This window comes from Lentilactobacillus diolivorans DSM 14421, assembly GCF_001434255.1.
Classification (GTDB): Bacteria; Bacillota; Bacilli; order Lactobacillales; family Lactobacillaceae; genus Lentilactobacillus; species Lentilactobacillus diolivorans.
This window is the reverse complement of record NZ_AZEY01000005.1, coordinates 1-23851: the sequence shown is the minus strand read 5'-3', so window position 1 is coordinate 23851 and position 23851 is coordinate 1. Positions and strand designations below refer to the sequence as shown.

Here is a 23851-nt window from a genome sequence, read left to right as displayed (position 1 = left end):
GAATTGTTTCATCGACTATGTCCCAGCCACAGACCATTTTAAAATTGGCGGTGGAAAAGATGTTTGGTTTCTATGCTAGATTTTTTAATTCGATAGTAAAGTAGGATCGAAAAAGATTAATGTTGACCAAGATCGGTTTCAACATCCGCGAGTGAAAATAACGGCAACTGCGCCAAATAGTCGCAATCTTTCCGATTCCCGGCATCTCCCTCCGCCAAAATGGCATATCGACCAATCACACTTGCACCAGCCCGGTTAAGTAAGTCTTCCGCAGCCACCAATGAGCCACCGGTACTGATAACATCGTCAACCAGAATAATCCGTTTGCCTTTAATTAAATCGGCATCAGTGGCGTCGAGAACCAAGTGCTGGACGTTAGTCGTCGTGATCGACTTTACTTGAATACTCATTGGATTTCGCATGTATAACTTTTCGCTTTTCCGTAACACAACGTAATGCTGACGACCGGCCAATCGACTCATTTCTTCGGCTAATGGAATCCCTTTTGTTTCAATCGTTACAAAATAATCAAACGGTTTTGTTATCCGCTTAGTCAATTCAATTGCCGCGTAATGGGCCAATTCGGCATCCCCAAGCAGCACAAATGACGCAATTGCTGTTGTTTGATTAATTGGAATGATGGGTAATGTTCGTTTTAGCTTACCAACCGTTAACTCATATGATGATTGCACTTGTTTCTTCCTCCAAGTTATGAACTTTTAAATGCTTTTTCGGTATTATATTCGTATTTATACTAATTTAACACCTACATGAAACGAATGTCGAGGTTTATATGGCCAATACACGAACTAAATGGACAAAAATAGTCGTAAAAACACACGTTATTTGATGTGTTCTTACGACTATTTTTACTAAATAACAGTTGTGGCTACCCAGGATCCCTTATGTATTCGCTCAAATCTGAGTAGTTAGAATGATATGCCAAGTGTGATCGTCAAAATAACGCCCAAAGCGTGACCTGCATCGCGGTTACCCTCGATGAATCCTTGAATAAAACTGTAAAATTCCGGCACCAAAATCAATGCCACCCAAACGGCTCCCCAGATGACCGCCGATTTGGTCAATGCCTTATTGAAATCGCGCCAACGGACCGAGTATAAGAAACCAATGAAGCAAACGATAATGGGTAGTGTAAACCAATCACTTAACGCATTACCAGAAACGCCAATCAACTTAAGAATGGCAAACCCGATAACTGCAATGATAACCCCATACATCACAATATCTGCTGACTTACTTGTACCATGTTCATTTTCCATTTTATTCATTAAATCTGCATCTCCTCTAATTAATTCATCCAGTGAAATTTGAAATAAATCACTAATTGCTACCACATTCGCAAAACTTGGCAATATCGATCCGTTTTCCCATTTTGAAATCGATTGACGGGAAATATGCAATTTCTCCGCTAAGTCATTTTGAGATAACTGGTTAATTTGACGTTGCTTTTGAAGCTGTTCACCGATTCTCATTTTGTTTCCTCCTTGATGAATTCAGTATATCGGGATTTGAGGGGTAGCGGGGAGTACTTAATGGTTGCCCCAATAATTTTACCGAAAACTAAAACGGTAACCATAAATTTCGTTACCGTTTTGTTAATCCTATTTATTCTGATCAAAACGGCGATTACGCAGATAATCCTCGGCCCATAACCCATAGATAAAGGCAATGCACAGAGTAATCAATAAAAAAGTAATGCTCTTAACATCAACGAACCCAAATGATAATCCGATCAATAACCAAAGGGGGATTAAAAGGAACAATGATCCTGTCGCATATACTTTAAAGATGCCCCATTTTTGGTGCCAACATGCACGTTTGCTAAATATATGAAACAAAAATAATCCACAGAATCCGAACCGATGGCGAACATTCTTAGTATTGTAGCGATAACGATCACAAATATCCTTTTTTAGTTCCGCCAAAAGCTGTGGTTCATTTCTAATTAATTCTTCAAATGGTAAAGCATAATAATCACTAATCAGCAATAATGTGGGCAGGTCTGGATAATCCCGACCACTCTCCCAATCTGAAACAGTATCAATTTCAACGTGAAATTTATCTGCTGCTTCTTCTGGAATAATTTTTAATTCGACTCGACGCTGTTTAAGAATCTTACTTAACATTAAAGTCACTCCTATGTCACTCTAAACTTCTAATTAAAAGTCATTATGGCAAAAAAATTGAAAACTTAAAAGCACAATTTGCTTACCCCAATTACCCGGTTATTAGAGTTAAAAATTATATTCCAAAGTTAGAATGTCAAAAACCGCAAACCAAATAGCAAACTTTGACTAAATGGTACATACACTACTTTAGTTATGGCTGTCTACGAAACTTAGCTTGCGAAATAGTAAAACCTTTTCGTATATTAAATGACAGGAGGTGAATTTAAATGAACTTTAGCCATAAAATCAAGCAGGCAAGGTTAGACCAAAATCTAACCCAAGATTGGGTCGCGAAACAACTGCATCTTTCTCGAAAAACAATTTCCAGTTGGGAAAATGCCCGTAGTTACCCCGACATTGCCAGTTTAGTGAAGCTCAGTAATCTTTATCAAATATCATTAGATCAATTATTGAAGGAGGATGAAGCAATGATTAAACATTTTCAAGAACAATCAAATAATCATAAACGAAACGCCATGATTGCAACAATCTGCTATTACTTAAATATTGGGTTGCTTTTCTTTGTCATCATCAATCAACACTGGAGTGTGTCACCGTTATTAACGGATAGTCTCTACCTTTGGATCATTAATTTAATTCTCTTGGCAACCTTTTACGATTTTGGTCGATTAAACACTAAACTAAAGCACTTCGCCAAATTGACATCAAAGCGACTCCAACTGATGGGCATCATCCTACTAATAATGACCATCTTTCTTTCGCTTTTTCCAATTGGCAATGTCACCCCGTTTTTACTGGGAAAACTGTACGGACAGACCTTCTTCATTGTGATCACTGCACTTAGTATCAGTTTTGCTGTTTTTGGAAGTCCCAAATCATCAGAGTAATCCTCAGAGTCTGATATTAATCAAGGTCAATTTGATAAATTTTCATTTCACCAGCTGTATCAACCAATTGCCCCCAGTTTTTTAATACAACCTTTTGAGACGCAATATTATCTCTATGAACCGTAACCAAAACAGAAGTCAACCCCATTTTGGCAGCCTCTCCCAATAACAAACCTAATAATTTTGAACCATATCCCCGCCCCCGCTCACTCATTGAGATTGCATAGGCAATGTTACCACCATCTTTTTTCAGCCTGTCGGTTAGTCGATGCCGAATCCGGCCAATTCCCACGGGACGATTATCAGCCAAGAGCCAAAATGTTGTCTGGGGGACAATGACCGCATCCCCAAAATTTGGTTGAGACTCAAGCTGGCACTTCTGCAGCCAATCCTGATAGTCGGAATAACTGTGATTTCGGACTGGATTGCTGAATCGGCGGGCTTCGGATTCAATCGATTGAAGCATCCGATAAAATGAAATCCCATCGTTGAGACGAACTCTTCTGATTTGTAAGTTTTGATCGTCAATTTTCAATTCAATCCCTACCTTCTATTTTTTAAACGCCATACCGTTGTCCAAAACAAACATAACGTTACCCAATCCTAGACACGTAGCGATCTTTCACTAAGATCACTGCGTTTTTTAATCTTCATTAGGTAACATATAGTTGTTTGATTAATGATCCAGAACCAAAAAAGTATTAAACTTTTTTTAGTCGTTTAAACCGTGAAGCCACGCGGTTACGGCGCCTCATTCTCATTTTAGTCTGAGCACTATATATTGATTATCAGCGAGTGGCGATATACTATATATAGTATCAGCTCACAGGAAATGAGCACAATCAAGGATTAGGAGGTACCGTTATGCAAGCAATGAAACTTTCGTCAGTTTCGCTTTCTGACGAATTTATAAATCAAGTTAAAGATGAAGTAACACCACATTGGGGTGAACTTGGATGGGTTACCTACAAGCGTACATATGCTCGCTGGTTACCTGAAAAACAACGGACTGAAAACTGGGACGAGACCGTTAAACGAGTGGTTGAAGGTAATGTTAACCTCGATCCCCGACTTCACGAGGAAAATGTTGATCCAAAAGTTGTTGACGAGCTAACCGAAGAAGCTAAGAAACTCTATAAATTAATTTATGGCTTGGCAGCCACACCATCCGGACGAAACCTCTGGATTTCAGGAACCAGTTATGAACACCGTAATGGCGATGCTTTGAATAACTGCTGGTTCATCGCTGTACGACCACAACCATACGGGAATAGTCATATTGTACCTGAATATCTAAAGCCTGATCAACCAGCCGTTTCAATGCCTTACTCATTTATGTTTGATCAATTAATGAAGGGCGGCGGTGTCGGTTTTTCTGTCACCAAAGAAAATGTTCATAAGATTCCAATGGTTGATGATAAAGTTAATCTAACCGTTATCATTGACAAGAACAGCGAATCATATGAAGCCTCACTCAAGATGGGTGCAGTTGATAAAGATGATTGGCTGAAAAATCATTCATTAAACGACGTTCAATATTATAAATCACCTGATACCCGTGAAGGCTGGGTCATTTCCAACGCGCACTTAATTGACCTTCACTTCGACCAGACAACTCCTAATCATCAACGAAATTTAGTTTTGGATATGAGTGAAATTCGACCAAAGGGTGCAAAAATCAAAGGATTTGGCGGAACTGCCTCCGGTCCAATGCCATTAATTGAAATGCTATTTGATATTAATGATGTTTTGAATACACATGTTGGTCAACATTTGTCAGCTGTTGACTGTACTGATATCGGTAATCTAATTGGTAAAACTGTTGTGGCCGGTAATGTGCGCCGTTCCGCAGAGTTAGCATTAGGTTCAGCCGACGATGAAGACTTCATTACAATGAAGCAGGATAAAGAGAAGCTTTACCATCACCGTTGGGCATCTAACAACAGTGTTGCGGTTGACTCTAATTTTAACAACTATGGTCCCGTTGCTGATTCAATTCGGCATAACGGTGAACCCGGAATCGTTAACTTGGAGCTCTCACGCAACTATGGTCGTAAAATCGATGGTGTTCAAAAGGGAATCGATGCTAACGTTGAAGGAACCAACCCTTGTGGTGAAATTTCTTTGGCAAACGGTGAACCCTGCAACCTATTCGAAGTCTTTCCATATGTTGCCAGTCAGCAAGGCTGGGATCTTCACGAAGCCTTTAGATTAGGAACTCGTTACTCAAAACGGGTTACCTTCAGTAACTACGACTGGGAAGTTTCACGTAACGTCATCGAAAAGAACCGTCGAATCGGCATTTCAATGTCAGGAATTCAGGATTGGATTTTAAGTGAACTTGGCAATCGGGTTGTTACTGGTTTTGAAGATACTAAAGATCCAGAAACCGGCAAATTAGTTAAGAAACCACTGTATGATCAACGTGCGGTTAAGCAAGTTGATGGTTTGTATCAAGCAGTTGTTGCTGCTGATAAAGAATATTCAGATACTTTAGGCTGCCAACCATCTGTTAAGCATACAACAGTTAAACCTTCAGGAACCGTTGCCAAATTAGCGGGTGTTTCCGAAGGCATGCATTTCCACTATGCGGGCTACTTGATTCAACGGATCCGATTCCAAGACACCGATCCATTATTGCCTGCATTAAAGGCATGTGGTTACCACATTGAACCTGATGTTTACACTAAGAACACAATGTGCGTTGAGTTCCCAATTCGGGCCGCACACGCTGACAGCAAAGAATTCGCTTCAGCTGGTAACGTCTCAATTGCTGAACAATTCGCAACTCAGGCATTCTTACAAACTTACTGGTCAGACAATGCCGTAAGTTGTACCGTCACTTTCCAAAAAGATGAAGGCGACCAAATTGCCCCATTGATGAGACAATATCGCTTCACTACCAAGTCAACATCATTACTTCCGTATGCCGGCAATGGCTTCAAACAAGCACCTAAAGAGCCAATTGATGAAAAGACTTATGAAAACCGCGTTATGGAAATTCATGGTAATGTTGAAACAATTTTTGAGAAACAAAACGGTAACCATGATAAAAAGGGTGTTGAGTTAGTTGGTCAAACCGATTGCGAGGGTGGCGCTTGCCCAATCAAGTAAGCAATCCCTGATTTGGATCAGCATCTTAGCTTTTAAAACAATTAATTTAACTTAAAACGAAGACTCAAAGGGGACTGGAACAAAGCTGATCAAGCTTGGTTGCCAGTCCCTTTTTACTGCTCAGTAAAAGATTTGCTATACTAGGTTGTGAGCGATTAACTCATTAACAACTGGATAATAAAATGGAGGTTACCATGGTAAAAATTTATACAAAAGTCGGCGATCACGGCTACACAAAACAAGTTACTGGAAAGATGGTTCCAAAATACGACTTACAAATTGAAGCTTTGGGGGCAATTGATGAATTGGACTCATGGCTGGGTTACGTTTTATCCGTCCTATCACCAAAAGCAAGTCCTGAACTTACGCCACGAATTAAAAAGATTCAGCATAATTTGTATGAACTTCAAGCAGACATTACTGTCAAACGCCATCACAATATTACTCCCGATGATACGAAAGCGCTAGAAACAGAAATTGACGATATCATGAGTAAGTTTCCAAGAATTAAAGCATTTATTTTACCAGGTGGTAAGCAATCCGGTGCCTCGCTACAATATGCACGGGCACTGGCGCGGAAGGCAGAACGAATGGTGGTCGAGCTTCATGAGAAACAACAACCTCTCTCTGATGATCTGTTAGAATACTTTAACCGCTTATCCGACTACTTGTTTACTTTGGCACGCTACGCTAACTTTTTAGATGGGTATCAGGACGAAGTCAGCAAACTAAAATAACATTTACTGATTTTAAAACCGATTTCATTGACTGACGGTTACAAAAAGCGGCTGGGGCAAAAGTAATTTTTGTCGCCAGCCCTTTTATATAATCACGATTATTACCAAATAAAGTGGAATGAAAGGCAACTTCCTGCCAGGTAACTACCTTTCGTCCCACTTTTTTCTTCATCTAAAAAATCTGCATATTTTTAGATGAATGAACCTACTTGCAAAAATATTATAGAAGGAAGGCTTAACCATGTTTCTTGTCCAAGTCTATTGGGGAGATCTTATTTACACAATCATTATGAATGCAGTTCTCATTGCAATCTTAGCAGCAATCGTATATGCTGTTATTAAGTTTATTCGTAAATAGTTAATAAAGTGATGACTAAAGAGGTGCCATTTAATGATTAGAAAAGCCACAAACATGACAAACAGTTTCTTTATTATCGTCATTATTTTTGGCGTAATTAGTTCACCATTTGAATTCTTCATCAGACGAACTAATTTTGTCTCCCAAATATTTCAGATCTTTTTTTATCATGGTATGACAGGCTTTATCGGGGCAATCCTAATACTATCAGTCATCTGGTTGACGCTATTTGTGATCATTGTATTTTTCGGTTGGTTAAAAGCAAAAATGGACAGCTGGGATAACCATTAAAGTTTCATAATTAATTTTAATGTCGCCTCAACCGCTTGCTCGTTAATCTGGTCACCCTCCTACAAACGGTCTCGAATATTTTCGGTCATCATTCTTCATGATGCCACGGATCCAGCCTTCAGAACATTTGAATCGATTAATAATTTTCGAATCACATGCCATAAGCAAATTCTTTTCTTTAATGTTCAATTCGCTCAGGGTAGGCTGTCGAATAAACAAGAAAGGCACCATCCAAATTTTTCACTTTAAATCCATTATTTTTAAGAATTCGCTCGGCCAAGTAACTCCGCTGACCACTTCGACAACTCACAATAATCAATCGGTCTTTAGGAATTTCAGCCAAATGATCGCGTAGATCATCTAACGGGATATTGGTTGAACCTGGTAATTTGCCATCACGCTTAAGCTCACCAGGGGTTCGAACATCAATGAGATAAGCGCCATCCTTAATTGCGCCTTCCAGTTGATCAAATTGCAAATTATCCGACAATCCTTCAACCAAGTTACTGGCAGCATAACCAATCATATTAACAGGATCTTTAGCTGACCCAAATGGTGGCGCATAACTTAATTCGAATTCCGGTAAATCAAAAACCGTCATGCCGGATTTGATTGCTACCGAGAGAATATCAATTTGCTTATCAACGCTCTTCTCGCCAACAGCTTGAGCTCCAAATAACTTTCCGGTTTGCGGTTCAAACAATAGTTTCATTGATAGTGGCTTCCCTCCGGGATAAAAGGCAGCATGGTTTTGACCGGTTGTATGGACTGCCTGATAATTAATCCCAGCCCGTTTTAACTGAGCAACATTTAAACCTGTGGCTGCTGCTGCAACATCAAACGCCCTAACAATCGCGGTTCCAATACCACCACGATTTTCCCGGGGTAATCCCATAATCACGTCAGCTACCTCACGCCCTTGACGATTGGCAGGAGAAGCTAATGGAATGGATACTAATTGCCCTGTCAGCAATTGTTTCACCAGAATTGCATCCCCAACCGCATAAATATCTGGTTGTGACGTCTGATAATGTTTGTCAACAATGATCCCGCCTAACTCACCTGTTTTTATCCCAGCCGCTTGGGCCAGTGCAGTATTTGGTCGAACACCAACAGCCGAAATAACCAGGTCAGCCTTAATCTGGCTGCCATCGTTCAAAGTTAATTGGTGGCGATCAATTTTATCAATCTGAGTGTTTAACTTCAGCGTAACGCTATGCTCACTCAACTCATGCGAAATCAACGCAGCCATTTCAGGGTCCATAAATGGCAGTACCTGAGACCCGGCATCAATTAACATCACACTAAGTCCCCGTTTAATCAGGTTTTCTGCTACCTCAATGCCAATCGATCCCGCGCCAATAATTGCAACACGCGTGGGTGCTTGCGATAATTGAGCCATTATTTTATCAACATCCGGAATATTGCGCAGGGCATAAACATAGTCTGCTGATCCCATTCCAGGAATATTTGGCTTATCGGCAACTGAACCCGGTGACAAAATCAATTTATCATAAGTTATGGTCTTTGATAGGCCATGGTGCACAGCTGTGATCTGGTGATTATCAGAGTTAATTTCAGTAACAGTCGTTTCAGTTCGAACATCGATTTTAAATCGTTTTTTAAGCTGTCGGGGTGATTGAACAATTAAATCCTCTCGATTAGCAATTTCGCCGGAAAGATAATATGGCAAACCACAATTTGCGAACGAAACATATGGTCCTTTATCCAAAACAATGATTTCAGTCTCTTCCGAAAGTCGACGTAATCGAGCGGCGGCAGACATACCACCGGCAACCCCACCAATAATGACAATTCGCATTTAATAACCTCCTATACTAGAAACCGGGCCGTTCCAGGCGCTTACCCCACCTTTAACATTCACAACATGGCAACCGCTGGTCATAACTAGGTTGGCGGCCCGCATATTTCGCGCACCGGAACGACACATCAAATACCCAAGTTGGGGATCAAGCGGTTTAATTTTAACGGTCAACTCAGACAATGGCACGTTAATTGTACCAGAAATGTGGTTCAGCCGAAGTTCCATTGGTTCGCGAACATCAATAACAATTAGATCCACTTTAAATCGTTTCTCTAATTGGGTTGTGTTAACAGAATTTATTTTCAAAGATCAAAAAGCGTCTCCTTAAGTTTAAATATCCCCATAGGGTATCGGTTTTCGTTCAGGATAACGCTTTTTACTATTCCTATAAATTTTCTTCTAAGCGCCACGACACACGGGTTTAACAAACTCCTCGAAAATTATTCTCCGGCTGCCCGCTTTCTATTAAACAGCTGAAATGACTTGTTTACCCAAGATAAGTTCATCGTGAATTTCAATATGATTATTACCAATTAACGGAATTTCCGGCTTTTGCCGACGTGCTAAATCAACAGCGTCGGGGATCACTTTTTTAAATCGATAGCCGCGATGCTGATAAAAAATCATCGCTTGGAGGTTATCGTTAGTCGTTGTTACCAGAACCTGGGAAATTTGATGGTTAATTGCAGTTGTTTCGACACCCTGCAACAATAACGAACCAATGCCACGCCCCTCAAGAAGGCTATCAAGGCTAATAATTTCAACTTCTGATACTCGTTTTACATATGTAACCAGACCAACTATTTGTTCTTCCGAAAAAGCCACAAATCCGTCCAGATGATCAATGTCATATTCGCCGGAAGACACAATCATCTTGTCAGTCAACCACTTTTTTGTAAAAAAATGATGAACCCGTTGTCGGCAATGCCTAATGTTCTGAATTATTAATTGCATTCTCCATCTTCCCTTCCCAACCAAAACACCTTAGTTCTGAATCTCTTGTACAACACCGACATCTAGTATTAACGTTAAAGCAACAATTATAATGATACGAATTAAATCCGTTTCTTGAAAATTCTGATTGACAATCGCCATAATTGGATCAACCAATAAGATAAGTGCCCCAACATTTAAAAGACCAAAAATGAGTGCATAAAATAGCCGCTTAAAGGTCATACCATCACCATTCCTCCATTTTTAACCAGACGCTTCTATATCGGATGCCAAACGCCCTAAGTTATCCAATCATTCTATAATTAAAAACCACAAACCATCTTTATTTTCTTGATTGTCACCACCTTATCAATAAACTTCCGTTTGAACAAGCAACAATTGTTTTACATCATCATTTTATAGCCCACTCTATGGTTTCTGGTTTCCAATCCAGTTTTCGATGTCATATGAGTTTGAACTGTAACGCACATGCTGATTAATGCACCATTCACGGCTTTTGCAAATAGCCTTTGCAAACACAAAAAAGGCCAAAACAAATGTTCAACTTGTTTTGACCTCTTGAATTCAAACGTCTCATTTACTCAACGTTTTGCTATTCAACTACTTGTGACTTCTTTGTGCTTTATTTTCCTTAATAATCTTTAATGCCCGTTTACGTACCTTAATACTTGGGCTCTTAAGACGACGATAAGCACTACCTAAATCTTGTTTTTCCATAATAAGCCTCCTCATGAAAGAAATATCACATTCCTGATAATCTGTAACGTCAATCAGTCTTAATTAAACGAAAGATACCACGACTACCAACTTGCTTTGTGAACACCCGGGATTTGGCCTAAGTGAGCATATTTTCTAAAATTCAATCGTGACATATCGAATTTACGCATATAACCACGTGGCCGCCCATCGATATGATCACGGCGACGTAAACGAATTGGATTCGAATCTTTTGGTAACTTGGCTAAAGCTTCGTAGTTGTGTTCCTTTTTTAATTCTCTTCTCAAATCAGCATACTGTGCAATTAACTTTTGCTGCTTTTCATACTTTATAATTTTTGATTTTTTTGCCATTATTCAATCTCCCTTACTTCGTTTCTCTAAAAAGTGCTTTACGTCTTAGCTTTGGCGAATACTTTTTTAATTCCAATCGATCCGGATTATTTCGAATATTCTTACTCGTTAAATAAATTCGTTCGCCAGTTTCAACACATTCTAAAACAACATGTTTTCGCATATTAATTTTTCCTTTCTAAAATCAAGTCTTAAAATTATAGATCATTTATTTTTGCTTAAATAGTAGCGGTTACTATTTATTATGGATATTCCGTTCCATTTTGTCAAGGATAAAGATGGTTTTATCTCTGGACAGATTATGGCTAAAACTAGAAGGACAAACATCAATCTCTGTTCGAAATAAGACCAGAAAAAAAGCAGATTCACCAGTTAATCCGGTTAAATCTGCTTTACTTATTAATAATTAATGGTCACTAATCTGAAATTCGGCTTTCTTCGATAAACAGTATTTCGATCGTATAGATAAATATAGTTCTTACTAATTTTCTTTACATTATAAGTATAATGTTCACTGTTTGAAGCGATCCCACGATAATCCTGATTAGTTGAATACGTCCATCCGGCAATTCGATAAGCATCGTTACCTAATGACTTATATTTTACATACGTCAGTCCGTATGGGTCGTTCTTATAGTAAGCCTGTAGATTATTTGAGTAAACTAACGTATTCATTCCCGTATGATTTTGCCAATAGGTTATGTATTGTTTGGGAGAATCCGTAACAAGGTACCAAGTCCCGCGTAGTGCTTTTGGAGTTCCTGAATGATAAGTACTTGCCTTAACTGGTGTTACAGTAGTCAAGCCTAACCCAATTCCTAAAGTTACAACCGCCAACGATATTTTAAAAAAACGCAACGATAACACTTCCTCAATACTAATTTAATATTTTACACATAAATATATTTTACTCAGCTTAGTTAACAGTGTCAACGTAAATTTATGATTTTACTCATAATATTTTTATCTTATCCTAACCATATACTTATGATTAGTAAGCACAAAATAAGTAACCTATCTTGGCCACTAACTATCACCGAAATTTTTTTCAGAATAATCGTTCCTCAAACAACATAAACACCATTTTGGATTTATTTTTTCTTTATGGATAATTAAAAAGCCAAGCAGGTTTTACCCTGATCTCAGCTTCAGATTAGTTCAATACGATTTTTGGCTATTTAGTTTCTTTAACCACTAATTATTTGTTTCTACCCAATTTTGTAATAAATAGATACTTCCGACTGACTCCAAGAGAACAACGAATGCAACGAAAGCGTCTGCTGTATAGGCGTAAAGATACGAATCGGGATTGCCAAATTGACCAATAAAATTACCAACTGTGTTGGATAAAATACTAAGAACATATACCAGCCCAATAATGACGACCACATATAAAATAAATCGAACGATCTTTTGACGATTATCCGGTAAGAATGAAATGATTGCTGTTGTAATCATGTGAATCAGAGTAATGGATGTCCAAAACAAGATAGTGAAGAATAAAATCGCAATCAACACTGAAACAACTCCCAAAAATGTCCTCATTGAGAACACAGATACGCTATCATCCATAACCACTTTATTAAGCATTAACGTAACTTGTTTCAAATTTAGGGCCGAGCCAACAGCGAATAGAAGGATTTGAAAAACGCCAAGATAGACGATCCCCAATACCGACGAAATAAGATTTGCAGTATAGAGATTTGTATCATTAGTCGGAATCAATCGATACGAATCGCTGACAAATACATGTTCACTATTTCTTGATAGTAAAACGAATGCCACCATGAACGCGACAACCGACCAACCAAGAATAATTGAAAGGGAATCAATCGCAGTCAAACTCCCTTGATATATCGCCCAAAAGATTGACAAAATAACCGCAATCAGATCTAAAACAATCACATGATTAACAATTTGAATCTTTTGCTTGGATAATATCTTAGTTACTGATGAAAAACTCGTCATTCTTCTCACTCCTCCCGATAGGCATTTTCATAATATTCTTCAATGCCTTCACGATACTTTTCACGAATCTCTTCGGTGCTCTTCTGTGCATACACCGTTTTATCCTTAATAATCACAATTTCATCGAGAATACTGGCAATTTCCGACACATAATGATCACTCACTAGAATAACGGCATCGTCACTTTTCCATTTAATAATACTGTCAATAATCTTTTTTCGCGTCATACTATCAATGCCGCCAAACGGCTCATCCAATAAATAAACCTGCGTTTCACGTGAAAGAGTTAACCCGATAATCAATTTTTCACGCATCCCTTTTGACAACGCCGATAACTTGAGACCTTCGTCGATTTGCAAAAAGCCAGCCATTTCGTTATATTTATCAGTTGAAAAATCCGGATAAACGTCTTGATAAAAACTAATAATTTTCTCAATTTTGATGTTAGGATTAAACCCATTTAACTGTTCACTAAAACTGACTCTCGATTTTTTAGCCGTAATTTTTTGCTGATTATCAACAGTAATCTTTCCCTTAGAGCCCTTGGCAACTCCAGCAATTAACCGCATCAGTGTTGTTTTACCAGCACCATTTGCTCCCAAAAGGCCAACAATTTTACCCTGTTGAATTGTTAAATTAACATTTTCGAGGATTTTTTTTAAATTTTTGCTATAGCTTAAATTGGCAATTTCAATCGCATTTGTCATGATTTCTTTTTCCTCCGATCTTCAATATACTGATTCAGATATTCGATAATTTCTTGATCGCTCACATTTAGCTGATGCAAATTATTGTAGGCATCGCTTAAATATTCATCGATTAATCGTCTTCTTAAATCATCAATCTTTGTTTCATCTTCAGTCACAAAATTTCCTTTACCACGTTTTGATTCAATTACTTTTTCAGCAATCAGTTCACTTAACGCTCGTTGAATTGTATTCACATTGACGGTTAAGTCGACGGCGAGTTGACGAACTGCCGGTAATTGTTCACCTAATTTTAAGTTACCGACAATAATTTCTCGGTAAATAAAGTTCTTGATTTGGTAGTAAATAGGTATTTTGTCGTCATATTGCATTTTTCCGCCTCCTCGGTGTCATACTTTACTATTACAATATAACAGGAAACCTAAAAATATACAAGCAACCAGACCAACAATCTCCTGATTAACAAAAGATAGTGATTCAAAGTTGTATGCAATCCTTCCCCCCAAAAAAATGTTTCCCATTAAAACAAACACCCATTTACAAGAAAGCAAAATGAGGCCTGTCTCTCTACACAAAAAGAGGCTGGGACAATAGTCATTTATCCCAGCCTCTGTTCGTGTAAACACGATTGTTATCGAGCGAAAACGCGGGACAACAGGGATTGATCGGGACTACCTTGCCGCCAATACTGATAGCTTATAATAGGTAGACAATAATTAACCAGGTAATCAGACCACCCGTCAATAAACCGCCTAACGTTGCAATGACAGTCTTGACAATTGTCGAGGTCGTACTGGGTTTTGGCACCCGGCTAACTGGTCGATCATTGATATAATTGAGGATTTATTTAAACGTTCGCAGCTGCAGTGATCGCGTGAGTTTAACGTAAAAATAAATCATAATAACCCCAATCGTTGTAAACGTCCCAACCAGCATGCATGCAATCCCAATTGGGATCCATCTAATGCTGGCAAACGCAAGGTAGTTCAAAATGATTGAGGTTGCAATCCCAATCATTAACCAGCGAATTTTCAGCTGGGTTAACTTATCTTCCATCTTTTTGACATCCTCCTTTACTAAGTCATCAACAGTGACGTGATAAAGCTCAGCTAGGAGTAACAAACTCTGAATATCTGGATAGGTCCTGCCCGTTTCCCAATTAGAGATTGTTTGTCTGGAAACATGCATTTTTAACGCCAACTCTTCTTGACTAAGTCGATTATGCTGCCGATAACTAATTAGTTTTTTACCAATATTCATCATTTATTCCCTCCTGAGTTACCTTTACAATACTGACTATGGCATTAATCGTCTGTCAAAAGCGCTTGTCATTACTTATAAAATCATTAATCATCAAGTCTCACAGCAAACCAGTTCACAAACCAGTTTGCAATAATTGGAAACTCATATTATGGTTCACTTTAATCTGGTTTTTCATTTTACTTTACCATATGCTAGTGTTCGTTGCTTGGCAACTAGTCGTCTTCACATTATTCTGATCGTAAAGGAGATGAGTAAAATGAAAGCATGGTGGTTAACTAATGGCATTGAAGCGTTGATTTTTATCACGCTAATTTCGTTTATTCTACTTAGAAATGTTGATGCAACCGGTACGGTTCAAACACCGATTGTTAAACTAATCAACCTGTTGGTTCTTCTTCCAGTCTTAATTGTTGCTGTATGTATTCAAATGATTTGGCTGCATCGTATAAAAAAACGCCGCAGTTAATAAAATGTGTGGCCCAGAGACTGCTATCAAGCGATGTTTAAAATAATTTGCTCGTCAACCTGGCGTCGTTGGGGTTACGTTAAATGCATAAATACGAGGAGTGATCAATATGCATTTAACAATTGAAAATATCAGTCTGCAATATGATAAGACACCCGTTTTGACTAACCTTAACGCGGATTTAGTTAGTGGTGAGTTAATTGGTCTCTTGGGACCCAACGGTGCTGGTAAAACGTCCCTGCTAAAAATACTCACGACCCTCCAGTCTCCCAATAAAGGTGATATTTTACTCGATGGGAAGAGTATCATTAAGCGACCTAAATTAATTCAAAAAGTTCTCGGTTATCTGCCACAACAAATTCCCTATTTTCCTAATTTGACTGCTGTTGAATATTTGAACTACGTTGCTGTCATGAAGGGGGTGGCTACCAATCAGATTGGTTCGCAGATAAAATCACTATTAGACAGGCTTCATTTATCAAAAACCGGTCATAAAAAATTGAAAGACTTCTCAGGCGGTATGCGTCAACGAGTGGGAATTGCAGCTACATTATTGAATAATCCGCCAATTATCATTGCAGATGAACCAACCGCCGGTCTTGATCCCCAGGAACGGGTGTCACTTCGGAATCTGCTTGCTGAACTCGCAAATGACCATCTGGTTTTAGTTTCAACTCATATTGTTTCAGATATTGAAGCCGTTGCAAATCAAATTTTGCTCTTACAAAGTGGCCAATTCCTGTACCGTGGGACGCCGACCAATTTAATGACAAAAAGTAACGGCTATGTATGGGAATATCCATTGCCCCACAGCAAGCCATCACTAATTGAGTCAAATAGTTCATTAATTCAACGTTCAAACGGCATCCAGGTTCGCGTACTTTCAAAGACATCATCACAAGCATCTGCACAATCTGTCACCCCCACCCTGGAAGACGCTTGTCTGGGGATCTTTAGCGGGGTGATTCCATTATGAAATTCATCTTTATGGCTACCTTTCATGAGAAGACACGCCGGTTATCGTTTACAGCACTATGCATGAGTTTACTATTTGCGACAACCCTCATCATTCCTCGAGAATCCGGTACCATGCGTGCCTTAATCATTAATCTTAATCAGTACAGTCAGGCAAATAATGCAACATGGGTCTCAATCAGTATCGGACTGATTATGGGGCTCTTCCTTCCCCTGATTAGTGCCATTTTCCTGCGAAACACCATTCATTTGGATCGTAGTATGGGCACAATGTCACTTTTCTTAACCACTAGGTTTCCGAAAGGCAAATATGTTTTCGGAAAGTTTTTGTGCAACATTTGTATTTCACTGATCCTCTGGTTAATTATTTTACTGACTGCTTACGTCGAAACAGTTTTAAAATATGGGCTCGCAGCGATTAATCTTGAACAGTTTATCTTACCATTTCTAATCTTAATTTCCGGATTGGTTTTCGTTTCAGCAGTAACCTTAGCAACCGAAGTCATTCCTGGTTTACGTGGCAAATTAGGGACGATTGCCCTATCAGTTGGCATAACCTTTCTTTACACCACGACCGCTAATTACCAGACAACTCCTGGTTTTTTTCAACGGCTACTCAATATTTCCGGATCCACTTATTTGATCACCAACATCAAACAGGCAATTTTAGCTTCCTCTAATAATCCGCTATCCACACTGAGGGTAATTGGCAGCACAACCAGCCGATATACCGGCAACCAAAACTTGGTATTTCCACCACTACAACTGACGATTACTGATCTGCAAAATTTGGGGTTACTACTTCTAATGAGTCTGATTCTCGTTAGTAGATTACCCGGATTGATTGAGAAGCGGCCCCTAATCCACACCACTCTGAATCAATTTCTTGAGGATCATTCAACGATCAGCCTTCCCATTCATGTTTTAAAGTTAAGCCGTTTTCGATTATCAATCCGGCTCCTCACAGCACCAATTGCCACTATCTGGCTTTGGTTAATCTGCTTTATTTGGCTCTGGAGCTGGTTTGCAACCTATGATCAGCTGACTCACATTACCTTTCCATTGCTATACCTCGCGGCAACTCCAATCGTTTCATCTTTTGGTGCAAGTGAAACTCAAGAAAACGTTTATCAATGGCTAGCTACTTTTCAAAACGGGCAACTTCGGTAGACCCTGTGGAGTTGTACAGTTGAAATCGTATTTTCATTAGGATTAATTCTGCCGTTATTAATCAGGTCGCCTAGCGTCAGCCGATTACCGCTCAGCTTCTGGGCCATTTTGCTACCCTTATTAGCTCAGTTAATCGGCAGAACATCGAAAAGTACGCGTTTAACCCAAACGATCATCATTATTTTCTTTTATTTATATTTAAATGGCGCACCATTACTACCATTCGGAAATAACAACCATAATCTGTTAACACTGATTTACGCCACTCTGACAATAATTGTGTTTACTATTTTAGCTTTGAGTCCTAAAATAAAAGAAACATTGTAACGATTGGGAGTGAGATCTTTGGCAGAACTAGTGGGAAAACGCATTAAACAAAAACGATTAGAAAAGAGATTAACCCAAGCAGAAGTTGCCGATAAACTGTATGTTACAAGACAAACCGTCGCTTATTGGGAAAGCGATCAGCACTTACCATCTTTATCAGTCCTGAGTGAATTAGCTACTTTCTATGATGTCTCTATCAGCTACTTTTTAGGTGAAAGTATCCAAACAACTCACAAATTCAACTTTTTTGCACTCGTCGGTAGTTTCCTGTTAAATCTCATTTTGATTCCAACCGTTTTTCTCGTTAGTTTGGCAACACTGGTTTTTGCATGGCTTATGGATCTTATCTGCATTCCTGTCCCCATTATTATTTTTATTGAAAGCCAAATTGGCGTTCATCAGTTCGCATGGTGGCGAATCGGGGTTGGCTGGGGGATATTTGTCGCTGCCGCAATTGGATTTCCAATTCTTTGGCTACTCACTAAACAATTCATTAAGTTCCTTGAGCAATATGTTAAGTACACCATTGAATCAATTACCTACCAAAAGGTTATTAGAATCAATTAGTCTAACATCTAAACCCAGATACTATTAAGCAATAAATTATCTTTCTATGAGCTATTTTGTTGAGTTTCATTAACCATCCCTTATAATAAAAATGAGTCCTGTAACCGTTTTCGTTAGTGCCATCCAAGGGGGATTTACATTATGACAATTAAAAAAGTAACGGTAGCTGGTAGTGGTGTTCTAGGAAGCCAGATTGCTTTTCAAACAGCCTTTAAGGGATTTCCAGTAACTATCTATGATATCAATCAAGCCGCATTGGATAAGGCCAAGGACCGCGTTAAGAGTTTACGCCATGCTTATCGGCGTGATATAGCGGCAAGCGATGCAAAATTTGACGAAGGTATTTCGCGAATCGCATTTACATTTGACTTGGCAAAGGCAGTTTCTGATGCTGACCTAGTCATCGAAGCCATCCCGGAACGACCTGATATTAAGCGTGACTTTTATAAAAAAATCAGTACCCTAGCGCCTAAGAATGCCATATTTACGAGTAATTCTTCAACATTGGTTCCCAGTATGTTTGCCAAAGATACTGGTCGGCCAAAACAATTTTTAAATATGCATTTCGCAAACCAAGTTTGGTTAAATAATACCGCCGAAATTATGGGGTCACCAGAAACCGATCCCACTATCTATCAAGAAATCGTTGAGTTTGCGCGAGACATTGGTATGGTTCCGATTCAACTCAAGAAAGAACAGCCCGGCTATATTCTTAACTCATTATTAATCCCATTTCTAACGGCAGGTCAAGAACTCTGGGTTAAGGGCGTTGCCGATCCACACATGATTGATCGAACATGGATGATTGCAACCGGAGCGCCATTCGGACCGTTTGGGATTCTTGATGCAGTCGGAATTCGAACCGCTTACAATATTTTATTGGCGGCTGAAAAGGAACATCCCGATGCTGGTCTCGAAACAATTGGTGCCAAATTAAAAGAATTATTAGATGAAGGTAAATTAGGTATGGAATCAGGCGAAGGTTTTTATAAATACCCAAATCCGGAATTTAAGAATCCTGAATTTTTGAAGGGTTGATCCAGCTCAAATAACCAGACACTTTTTCCATATTTTATTTTAGCAATTACAAAAGCGGACGAAGTAAAATTGATTTTTTACTCGTCCGCTTTTGTTATGGGTACTATTATTCTCAGATAAACAATGAGGCTGAGACAATAATCGTTTTACCCAGTCTCGGGTGGTGTAAACACGATTGTTACCAAGCAATAGTGCTTTTGGTTGCCACATTGATAACTCGATTCTAATCGCTCTCAGAGCCATCTTTAAATGTAAATAATTTAGCAAAGAACCAAAAGTTAATTAAGCCAATAAACAAAATTAACCCAAACGCAAACTGGCTGCCAATCGCCACATTCTGCGAACTTGAAAGATGCGGTAATTTGATCGATGTCATAAGAACCGCAATGATTGTTGTCCCGATAGAACCAGCAACCTGTTGACCAGTGCTATATAACGCATTTGCGTCATTTCGAACAGGTGATGCCAGCTTTTTTAAGCCATACGCCATACTATTTCCAAATGCCATTGAACGTCCCATCGCAAATACAGTGTACACAATTGTGATTGCCAACACACTCAAGCTTCTACCAAAGAATGCAAAGTACAAGGCTGTAATTGTAAATAAAAAGTTTCCAAGATACAGTGGCAATTTACCACCGTAACGATCAAGCATCCACCCGTAAATCGGCTGGCCAAAACCATTCAGTAAACTTCCAGGGAGTAAAATTAAGCCACCCATAAACGAACTGGCGTGATCAACCATCTGGACATAATTTGGTAGAAGAAAATTAATACCAATATTGGATAACTGTAACAAGATGTAAGGCAAGAAACTGTATACAAAACTTGGATGCTTGAAGACCGATAATTTAAATAACGCCTTGTGACTATACTTGGATCGCCAGCCAAATAGTGCAAACATGACAACCGCCAAAATTAAATACCCAATAAACCGGATTGGTCCACCCGGCTCACCCACAATATTAAGCCCCATAATCAGGCTGACTAGCCCAACTGATAGCAATGCAAACCGCAACCAATCAAAATCATATTTCTGCGTCGGTGTGTATTGTTTAATCGCCTGTAAGCCAAGGAACAGTAAAATAATCGTTAATGGTAATGTTGTCCAAAAAATCATTCGCCAGCTGGCAATATAAACCATTAGACCACCAAAAGCCGGTCCAATCGCTGGGGAAACTAAAATAATCAGGTTAGCCATCCCCATATATGTACCAAGTCGATGAACAGGAACAGTATCCAAAATAATGTTAATCATTAACGGGCCTGATAATCCAACACATCCTGCCTGAATCAATCGACCGACCAGTAAGATCCAATAGTTAGGTGCCAATCCACAAATAATATCACCGGTAATAAATAGCAGTGCGGCGGAAACAAATAACTGTTTGTTTGTAAATCGCCGCTTTAAGAAGGCAGAGGTAATCATCAACAACGCCACAGTCAACAGATAACCGGTTGTTACCCACTGAACTGTCGTTAGTGAAACATCAAACTGCTTCATAAGAGTCGGAAACGTAACATTCATCGAAGTTTCCGTTAGGACGCCCATAAATGTCATCAAGGCAACTAATGTAATCGCATAAAACGGATGCTTAGCAGCTGGCCTTTCAGCTGAATTTTCTGATGCCAATAAAATACCCCCTCAAATTGAATCTATCATATAAATGCGCATTTATACATGATAAACCCCAATGTAAATTCAAAACAAGGGTATTTTACTAAAAACTTGAAAACTGGCAGGATAACATAAGAAATTCAGTTTTTGGAATCAGTTCCTATTAAATTGGCCAACCAAAAACGAGATCAGAAAAAGTGACTTTTCGTTCTGATCTCGTTTTGATTCTACGATCGTTATCATTTGAAGGATAAGGACAAACTTTCCCTGCCTTCATATGTTCTAGTCAATGGTCCAGTCATCACTATTTAGCAGAAGATGGTTTCTCCCGATGCAAGACCTGTGAACGTTCCAACATTTTATCAACCGCGCGGACACAAACAGCCCCAAAAAATGTCACAGAAGCTAACCGAACTAAGAATAGCAGTAGGATCATCGGCCATGCATACTTGACGTAGCCCAACCTGAACAGCTCATAGCCAAACGCTACAACCGTTGTGGTCACTGCCGATGTCAGCAAACTTGCCCAACCCCAACTCTTATAGCGCCATAGGGTAAAACCAAGTTCACTACCAATTCCCTGAACAATTCCAGATAATAGAGCAGCTGCCCCAAACGTACCACCAAACAATACTTCGGCAGCGGCACCTAAAACCTCACCAATTAGTGCGGATCCTGGTACTCGGGTCAGATAAATCGCCAGAGGACCTGCCATAATCCACAACCCAAACAACGCTTCATTGGCAAATGGTCCAATCGCAACCGCCAAAAAGTTATATAAGTAGTCTGTTCCAACAAAAATGGCACCAAAAATGATTGCAATTAAGGCAATTAAAATAACGTCTTGCAAATGAAATTTCCGCTTCATAAGATAATTCCTCCTAAATACCTAATTGATACGTTCTTCTCGATTTGACTCATTTGTTTCGAAAAATAAAAAGCCCCCTCTGTCAAAATTAGCGTACTGAGCCGCTAAAATCACAAAGGGGGCTGTCAAAAAAATGCTCTTGATCATAATCAAGAGCGTTAACAACCGTGTAAGTGGATCGCTTTCCCTACGCGAGTTCTAACTCTCAGGTTCAAAGGGTTCGGTTGATTATTCAACCATCTCAGCCTATTTAAGGAAGGCTCCCCTAGCTGCATTAAGATTCTCACAAAACCGATTCAATTGCAAGGTAAAAATGACCTTTATGGTCGATCAACCACTTTAAACACTTCGCAAACACATGGTATATTATAGGAAAAGGTGCCATTATTTTGCGCGTATTCGCGTTTAAAAAACGCTTCATGAACTTGACGCCAGTACCATAATGATTTATCCCCTTCGCCTTCATGATAAGCATGCTCCCAGGATACCCACTTAAAAGGAAGGATCTCGACAACTTCAGTTCTTGTTATGCAAACTGGCTGTCCTTCCCAATTTAAAATAATATTATAATCACCAACTTGAGGGATCGGCTTATCCGGTTCGTATAACTCGTAAGCTGAAGTCGTTGCAGTCTTCACTCCGGTTACAACAAGATCAGCTAATTTGTAGCGAAGCTCGCGAGGAAACTCGGCACTTCAGTACCGAGAGGAAAGCGTCTTGCGCTTTCTGGTTTCCGAGTGAGTTTTTAAATTAAAAATACTTGTGTATGCAAAATAAATAATGGTATAATATGCATGTGGAATCGCAATGAGGTGTGTTGATTATGCAAGAAAATTCTAAAGATTTACATTATACGCGAACCAGTGTCTACTCGCTACAATATCATCTAATTATCGTTACTAAATATCGACGTGGTGTTTTTGTTGGGCCAGTTAAGCAGGAATTGGAAGAACTACTTCGCAGCTTAGCCAGTCAATTTGGTATGAAGATTGAGGAAATGGAAATTATGCCTGATCATGTTCACCTGTTAGTTGATGCAGTTCCTAAGTACTCGATTTCGTCAATTATGAAAGGGTTAAAAGGGGTTACTGCTCGGATGTTATTTATGCACCATCCGGAAATTAAAAATAAGCTTTGGGGTGGACACCTGTGGCAACCAAGTTACTTTGCCGTAACTGTTAGTGAGCGTTCAGAAGAGCAAATTAGAGAATACATTCGGCACCAAAAACCAGCCAAGGAAAGTAAGGATAATGATCAAATTACCTAAAAAAACTGAATACTTACGGGTGCGTCGCTATCGTTTAGTTCCTACTCCGCAGATGATTGCCCGTCATTGCGAAAACCTTGAGGTTCTTAACAAAGCGCATCAATATGCCGTTAAGTATCTCGAGAAAACTTATGGTTGTAAGCACTTAGGGCGTCCTTATCCATCAACAAAGAAGGCTAAGATTTATGTCATCAAAGATAAAATTTTGCCCGGCTTCTTACGCGATGTTTA

29 protein-coding genes, 2 pseudogenes and 1 riboswitch are annotated in these 23851 nt (G+C 39.2%); of the genes and pseudogenes, 11 read left to right on the top strand and 20 right to left on the bottom strand.

Annotated elements, in window-relative coordinates; translation table 11 throughout:
- Positions 1 to 116: 116 nt before the first annotated feature.
- The 3 genes from FC85_RS00235 to FC85_RS00225 all read right to left on the bottom strand — a co-directional run bounded on the left by FC85_RS00235 (position 117) and on the right by FC85_RS00225 (position 2147).
- Entirely contained in the window at positions 117 to 692 is a 576-nt protein-coding gene (locus FC85_RS00235; RefSeq protein WP_057863575.1) for a phosphoribosyltransferase family protein, read from the bottom strand.
- A gap of 237 nt (positions 693 to 929) precedes the next feature.
- Positions 930 to 1493, bottom strand: coding sequence for a helix-turn-helix domain-containing protein (locus tag FC85_RS00230; RefSeq protein ID WP_057863574.1), 564 nt, complete (start codon positions 1491 to 1493; stop codon positions 930 to 932).
- Between the two features lie 129 nt (positions 1494 to 1622).
- Complete coding sequence (locus FC85_RS00225) at positions 1623 to 2147, bottom strand: helix-turn-helix transcriptional regulator (protein WP_057863573.1); 525 nt, start codon at positions 2145 to 2147, stop codon at positions 1623 to 1625.
- 269 nt (positions 2148 to 2416) lie between these two features.
- Here FC85_RS00225 and FC85_RS00220 point away from each other — a divergent pair, with 269 nt between their 5' ends.
- Positions 2417 to 3037, top strand: coding sequence for a helix-turn-helix domain-containing protein (locus FC85_RS00220; protein WP_057863572.1), 621 nt, complete (start codon positions 2417 to 2419; stop codon positions 3035 to 3037).
- 16 nt (positions 3038 to 3053) lie between these two features.
- Here FC85_RS00220 and FC85_RS00215 read toward each other — a convergent pair whose 3' ends face one another.
- Positions 3054 to 3572 carry a GNAT family N-acetyltransferase gene (locus tag FC85_RS00215; protein ID WP_057863571.1) on the bottom strand — a complete coding sequence of 173 codons (519 nt, stop codon included), beginning with the start codon at positions 3570 to 3572 and terminating at the stop codon, positions 3054 to 3056.
- 329 nt (positions 3573 to 3901) lie between these two features.
- On the opposite strand from FC85_RS00215, the gene nrdJ reads away from it, so the two are divergent.
- Both nrdJ and FC85_RS00205 read left to right on the top strand, forming a co-directional pair.
- Positions 3902 to 6151, top strand: coding sequence for a ribonucleoside-triphosphate reductase, adenosylcobalamin-dependent (gene nrdJ / locus FC85_RS00210; RefSeq protein WP_057863570.1), 2250 nt, complete (start codon positions 3902 to 3904; stop codon positions 6149 to 6151).
- A 194-nt stretch (positions 6152 to 6345) separates the two neighbouring features.
- Positions 6346 to 6888 (top strand): cob(I)yrinic acid a,c-diamide adenosyltransferase, encoded by a 543-nt coding sequence (locus FC85_RS00205; RefSeq protein WP_057863569.1) that lies wholly within the window; start codon positions 6346 to 6348, stop codon positions 6886 to 6888.
- Here the strand turns inward: FC85_RS00205 and FC85_RS00200 are convergent.
- Positions 6872 to 7060, bottom strand: coding sequence for a hypothetical protein (locus tag FC85_RS00200; protein ID WP_057863568.1), 189 nt, complete (start codon positions 7058 to 7060; stop codon positions 6872 to 6874). The genes FC85_RS00205 and FC85_RS00200 overlap by 17 nt on opposite strands.
- Positions 7061 to 7279: 219 nt before the next feature.
- Here FC85_RS00200 and FC85_RS00195 point away from each other — a divergent pair, with 219 nt between their 5' ends.
- Positions 7280 to 7537: a hypothetical protein gene (locus FC85_RS00195; protein ID WP_057863567.1), complete on the top strand. Its 258-nt coding sequence runs from the start codon at positions 7280 to 7282 to the stop codon at positions 7535 to 7537.
- A gap of 178 nt (positions 7538 to 7715) precedes the next feature.
- Here FC85_RS00195 and FC85_RS00190 read toward each other — a convergent pair whose 3' ends face one another.
- From FC85_RS00190 to FC85_RS00140, 12 genes are all read right to left on the bottom strand, one after another.
- Positions 7716 to 9359 carry an FAD-dependent oxidoreductase gene (locus FC85_RS00190; RefSeq protein ID WP_057863566.1) on the bottom strand — a complete coding sequence of 548 codons (1644 nt, stop codon included), beginning with the start codon at positions 9357 to 9359 and terminating at the stop codon, positions 7716 to 7718.
- Positions 9360 to 9668: a rhodanese-like domain-containing protein gene (locus tag FC85_RS00185; RefSeq protein ID WP_057863565.1), complete on the bottom strand. Its 309-nt coding sequence runs from the start codon at positions 9666 to 9668 to the stop codon at positions 9360 to 9362. It lies immediately after the preceding gene.
- 159 nt (positions 9669 to 9827) lie between these two features.
- The gene (locus FC85_RS00180) at positions 9828 to 10316 is read right to left on the bottom strand and encodes a GNAT family N-acetyltransferase (protein ID WP_057863564.1); all 489 of its coding nucleotides are present in this window, start codon (positions 10314 to 10316) and stop codon (positions 9828 to 9830) included.
- A gap of 30 nt (positions 10317 to 10346) precedes the next feature.
- Positions 10347 to 10538, bottom strand: coding sequence for a hypothetical protein (locus FC85_RS00175; protein WP_057863563.1), 192 nt, complete (start codon positions 10536 to 10538; stop codon positions 10347 to 10349).
- A gap of 378 nt (positions 10539 to 10916) precedes the next feature.
- On the bottom strand, positions 10917 to 11033 hold the full coding sequence (locus tag FC85_RS15610) for a putative metal homeostasis protein (protein WP_162255405.1): 117 nt from the start codon (positions 11031 to 11033) through the stop codon (positions 10917 to 10919).
- Positions 11034 to 11116: 83 nt separating this feature from the next.
- Positions 11117 to 11386 (bottom strand): 30S ribosomal protein S14, encoded by a 270-nt coding sequence (gene rpsN, locus FC85_RS00170; protein WP_057863562.1) that lies wholly within the window; start codon positions 11384 to 11386, stop codon positions 11117 to 11119.
- Positions 11387 to 11399: 13 nt separating this feature from the next.
- The gene (gene rpmG / locus FC85_RS00165) at positions 11400 to 11549 is read right to left on the bottom strand and encodes a 50S ribosomal protein L33 (protein ID WP_057863561.1); all 150 of its coding nucleotides are present in this window, start codon (positions 11547 to 11549) and stop codon (positions 11400 to 11402) included.
- Positions 11550 to 11785: 236 nt separating this feature from the next.
- Positions 11786 to 12244, bottom strand: coding sequence for a hypothetical protein (locus tag FC85_RS00160; protein WP_147008593.1), 459 nt, complete (start codon positions 12242 to 12244; stop codon positions 11786 to 11788).
- A gap of 336 nt (positions 12245 to 12580) precedes the next feature.
- Entirely contained in the window at positions 12581 to 13354 is a 774-nt protein-coding gene (locus FC85_RS00155) for a hypothetical protein (RefSeq protein ID WP_057863560.1), read from the bottom strand.
- 5 nt (positions 13355 to 13359) lie between these two features.
- Positions 13360 to 14061, bottom strand: coding sequence for an ABC transporter ATP-binding protein (locus tag FC85_RS00150; protein WP_057863559.1), 702 nt, complete (start codon positions 14059 to 14061; stop codon positions 13360 to 13362).
- A complete protein-coding gene (locus FC85_RS00145; RefSeq protein WP_057863558.1) occupies positions 14058 to 14432 on the bottom strand; it encodes a GntR family transcriptional regulator in 375 nt (124 codons plus the stop codon). Before FC85_RS00145 ends, FC85_RS00150 begins: the two co-directional genes overlap by 4 nt.
- Positions 14433 to 14904: 472 nt before the next feature.
- Positions 14905 to 15324, bottom strand: coding sequence for a helix-turn-helix transcriptional regulator (locus tag FC85_RS00140; RefSeq protein WP_083484824.1), 420 nt, complete (start codon positions 15322 to 15324; stop codon positions 14905 to 14907).
- Positions 15325 to 15580: 256 nt separating this feature from the next.
- On the opposite strand from FC85_RS00140, the gene FC85_RS00135 reads away from it, so the two are divergent.
- From FC85_RS00135 to FC85_RS00115, 5 genes are all read left to right on the top strand, one after another.
- Positions 15581 to 15790, top strand: coding sequence for a DUF3923 family protein (locus FC85_RS00135; RefSeq protein ID WP_057863556.1), 210 nt, complete (start codon positions 15581 to 15583; stop codon positions 15788 to 15790).
- A gap of 109 nt (positions 15791 to 15899) precedes the next feature.
- Complete coding sequence (locus FC85_RS00130) at positions 15900 to 16766, top strand: ATP-binding cassette domain-containing protein (RefSeq protein ID WP_057863555.1); 867 nt, start codon at positions 15900 to 15902, stop codon at positions 16764 to 16766.
- Positions 16763 to 17935, top strand: coding sequence for an ABC transporter permease subunit (locus FC85_RS00125; RefSeq protein WP_057863554.1), 1173 nt, complete (start codon positions 16763 to 16765; stop codon positions 17933 to 17935). Before FC85_RS00130 ends, FC85_RS00125 begins: the two co-directional genes overlap by 4 nt.
- 345 nt (positions 17936 to 18280) lie before the next feature.
- The gene (locus FC85_RS00120; protein ID WP_057863553.1) at positions 18281 to 18829 is read left to right on the top strand and encodes a helix-turn-helix domain-containing protein; all 549 of its coding nucleotides are present in this window, start codon (positions 18281 to 18283) and stop codon (positions 18827 to 18829) included.
- A 141-nt stretch (positions 18830 to 18970) separates the two neighbouring features.
- A complete protein-coding gene (locus FC85_RS00115) occupies positions 18971 to 19867 on the top strand; it encodes a 3-hydroxyacyl-CoA dehydrogenase (RefSeq protein WP_057863552.1) in 897 nt (298 codons plus the stop codon).
- Positions 19868 to 20090: 223 nt separating this feature from the next.
- On the opposite strand, the gene FC85_RS00110 is transcribed toward FC85_RS00115, so the two are convergent.
- From FC85_RS00110 to FC85_RS15330, 3 genes and pseudogenes are all read right to left on the bottom strand, one after another.
- The gene (locus tag FC85_RS00110) at positions 20091 to 21428 is read right to left on the bottom strand and encodes an MFS transporter (protein WP_083484830.1); all 1338 of its coding nucleotides are present in this window, start codon (positions 21426 to 21428) and stop codon (positions 20091 to 20093) included.
- Positions 21429 to 21789: 361 nt separating this feature from the next.
- Entirely contained in the window at positions 21790 to 22353 is a 564-nt protein-coding gene (locus FC85_RS00105) for an ECF transporter S component (protein ID WP_057863550.1), read from the bottom strand.
- 166 nt (positions 22354 to 22519) lie between these two features.
- A riboswitch (TPP riboswitch) is annotated at positions 22520 to 22630 on the bottom strand.
- Positions 22631 to 22673: 43 nt separating this feature from the next.
- Positions 22674 to 23009 (bottom strand): annotated as a pseudogene (locus FC85_RS15330) (ASCH domain-containing protein); the annotation flags it as partial.
- A 167-nt stretch (positions 23010 to 23176) separates the two neighbouring features.
- On the opposite strand from FC85_RS15330, the gene tnpA reads away from it, so the two are divergent.
- Positions 23177 to 23620, top strand: a complete 444-nt coding sequence (gene tnpA / locus FC85_RS00095) for an IS200/IS605 family transposase (protein WP_057863548.1) — start codon at positions 23177 to 23179, stop codon at positions 23618 to 23620.
- Positions 23604 to 23851, top strand: a pseudogene (locus FC85_RS16015) (RNA-guided endonuclease TnpB family protein); the annotation flags it as partial. The gene tnpA and the pseudogene FC85_RS16015, both read left to right, overlap by 17 nt.

What these genes read in the sequence shown, in the direction of transcription:
- FC85_RS00115 (WP_057863552.1), top strand. Translation starts at nt 18,971, where the DNA reads ATGACAATTAAAAAAGTAACGGTAGCTGGTAGTGGTGTTCTAGGAAGC.
- FC85_RS15610 (WP_162255405.1), bottom strand. Translation starts at nt 11,033, where the DNA reads ATGGAAAAACAAGATTTAGGTAGTGCTTATCGTCGTCTTAAGAGCCCA.
- rpmG (WP_057863561.1), bottom strand. Translation starts at nt 11,549, where the DNA reads ATGCGAAAACATGTTGTTTTAGAATGTGTTGAAACTGGCGAACGAATT.
- FC85_RS00205 (WP_057863569.1), top strand. Translation starts at nt 6,346, where the DNA reads ATGGTAAAAATTTATACAAAAGTCGGCGATCACGGCTACACAAAACAA.
- FC85_RS00220 (WP_057863572.1), top strand. Translation starts at nt 2,417, where the DNA reads ATGAACTTTAGCCATAAAATCAAGCAGGCAAGGTTAGACCAAAATCTA.
- FC85_RS00140 (WP_083484824.1), bottom strand. Translation starts at nt 15,324, where the DNA reads ATGATGAATATTGGTAAAAAACTAATTAGTTATCGGCAGCATAATCGA.
- nrdJ (WP_057863570.1), top strand. Translation starts at nt 3,902, where the DNA reads ATGCAAGCAATGAAACTTTCGTCAGTTTCGCTTTCTGACGAATTTATA.
- FC85_RS00150 (WP_057863559.1), bottom strand. Translation starts at nt 14,061, where the DNA reads ATGACAAATGCGATTGAAATTGCCAATTTAAGCTATAGCAAAAATTTA.
- FC85_RS00125 (WP_057863554.1), top strand. Translation starts at nt 16,763, where the DNA reads ATGAAATTCATCTTTATGGCTACCTTTCATGAGAAGACACGCCGGTTA.
- FC85_RS00195 (WP_057863567.1), top strand. Translation starts at nt 7,280, where the DNA reads ATGATTAGAAAAGCCACAAACATGACAAACAGTTTCTTTATTATCGTC.
- FC85_RS00105 (WP_057863550.1), bottom strand. Translation starts at nt 22,353, where the DNA reads ATGAAGCGGAAATTTCATTTGCAAGACGTTATTTTAATTGCCTTAATT.
- rpsN (WP_057863562.1), bottom strand. Translation starts at nt 11,386, where the DNA reads ATGGCAAAAAAATCAAAAATTATAAAGTATGAAAAGCAGCAAAAGTTA.
- FC85_RS00155 (WP_057863560.1), bottom strand. Translation starts at nt 13,354, where the DNA reads ATGACGAGTTTTTCATCAGTAACTAAGATATTATCCAAGCAAAAGATT.
- FC85_RS00145 (WP_057863558.1), bottom strand. Translation starts at nt 14,432, where the DNA reads ATGCAATATGACGACAAAATACCTATTTACTACCAAATCAAGAACTTT.
- FC85_RS00110 (WP_083484830.1), bottom strand. Translation starts at nt 21,428, where the DNA reads ATGACATTTATGGGCGTCCTAACGGAAACTTCGATGAATGTTACGTTT.
- FC85_RS00180 (WP_057863564.1), bottom strand. Translation starts at nt 10,316, where the DNA reads ATGCAATTAATAATTCAGAACATTAGGCATTGCCGACAACGGGTTCAT.
- FC85_RS00200 (WP_057863568.1), bottom strand. Translation starts at nt 7,060, where the DNA reads ATGAAGAAAAAAGTGGGACGAAAGGTAGTTACCTGGCAGGAAGTTGCC.
- FC85_RS00175 (WP_057863563.1), bottom strand. Translation starts at nt 10,538, where the DNA reads ATGACCTTTAAGCGGCTATTTTATGCACTCATTTTTGGTCTTTTAAAT.
- FC85_RS00225 (WP_057863573.1), bottom strand. Translation starts at nt 2,147, where the DNA reads ATGTTAAGTAAGATTCTTAAACAGCGTCGAGTCGAATTAAAAATTATT.
- FC85_RS00130 (WP_057863555.1), top strand. Translation starts at nt 15,900, where the DNA reads ATGCATTTAACAATTGAAAATATCAGTCTGCAATATGATAAGACACCC.
- tnpA (WP_057863548.1), top strand. Translation starts at nt 23,177, where the DNA reads ATGCAAGAAAATTCTAAAGATTTACATTATACGCGAACCAGTGTCTAC.
- FC85_RS00135 (WP_057863556.1), top strand. Translation starts at nt 15,581, where the DNA reads ATGAAAGCATGGTGGTTAACTAATGGCATTGAAGCGTTGATTTTTATC.
- FC85_RS00190 (WP_057863566.1), bottom strand. Translation starts at nt 9,359, where the DNA reads ATGCGAATTGTCATTATTGGTGGGGTTGCCGGTGGTATGTCTGCCGCC.
- FC85_RS00230 (WP_057863574.1), bottom strand. Translation starts at nt 1,493, where the DNA reads ATGAGAATCGGTGAACAGCTTCAAAAGCAACGTCAAATTAACCAGTTA.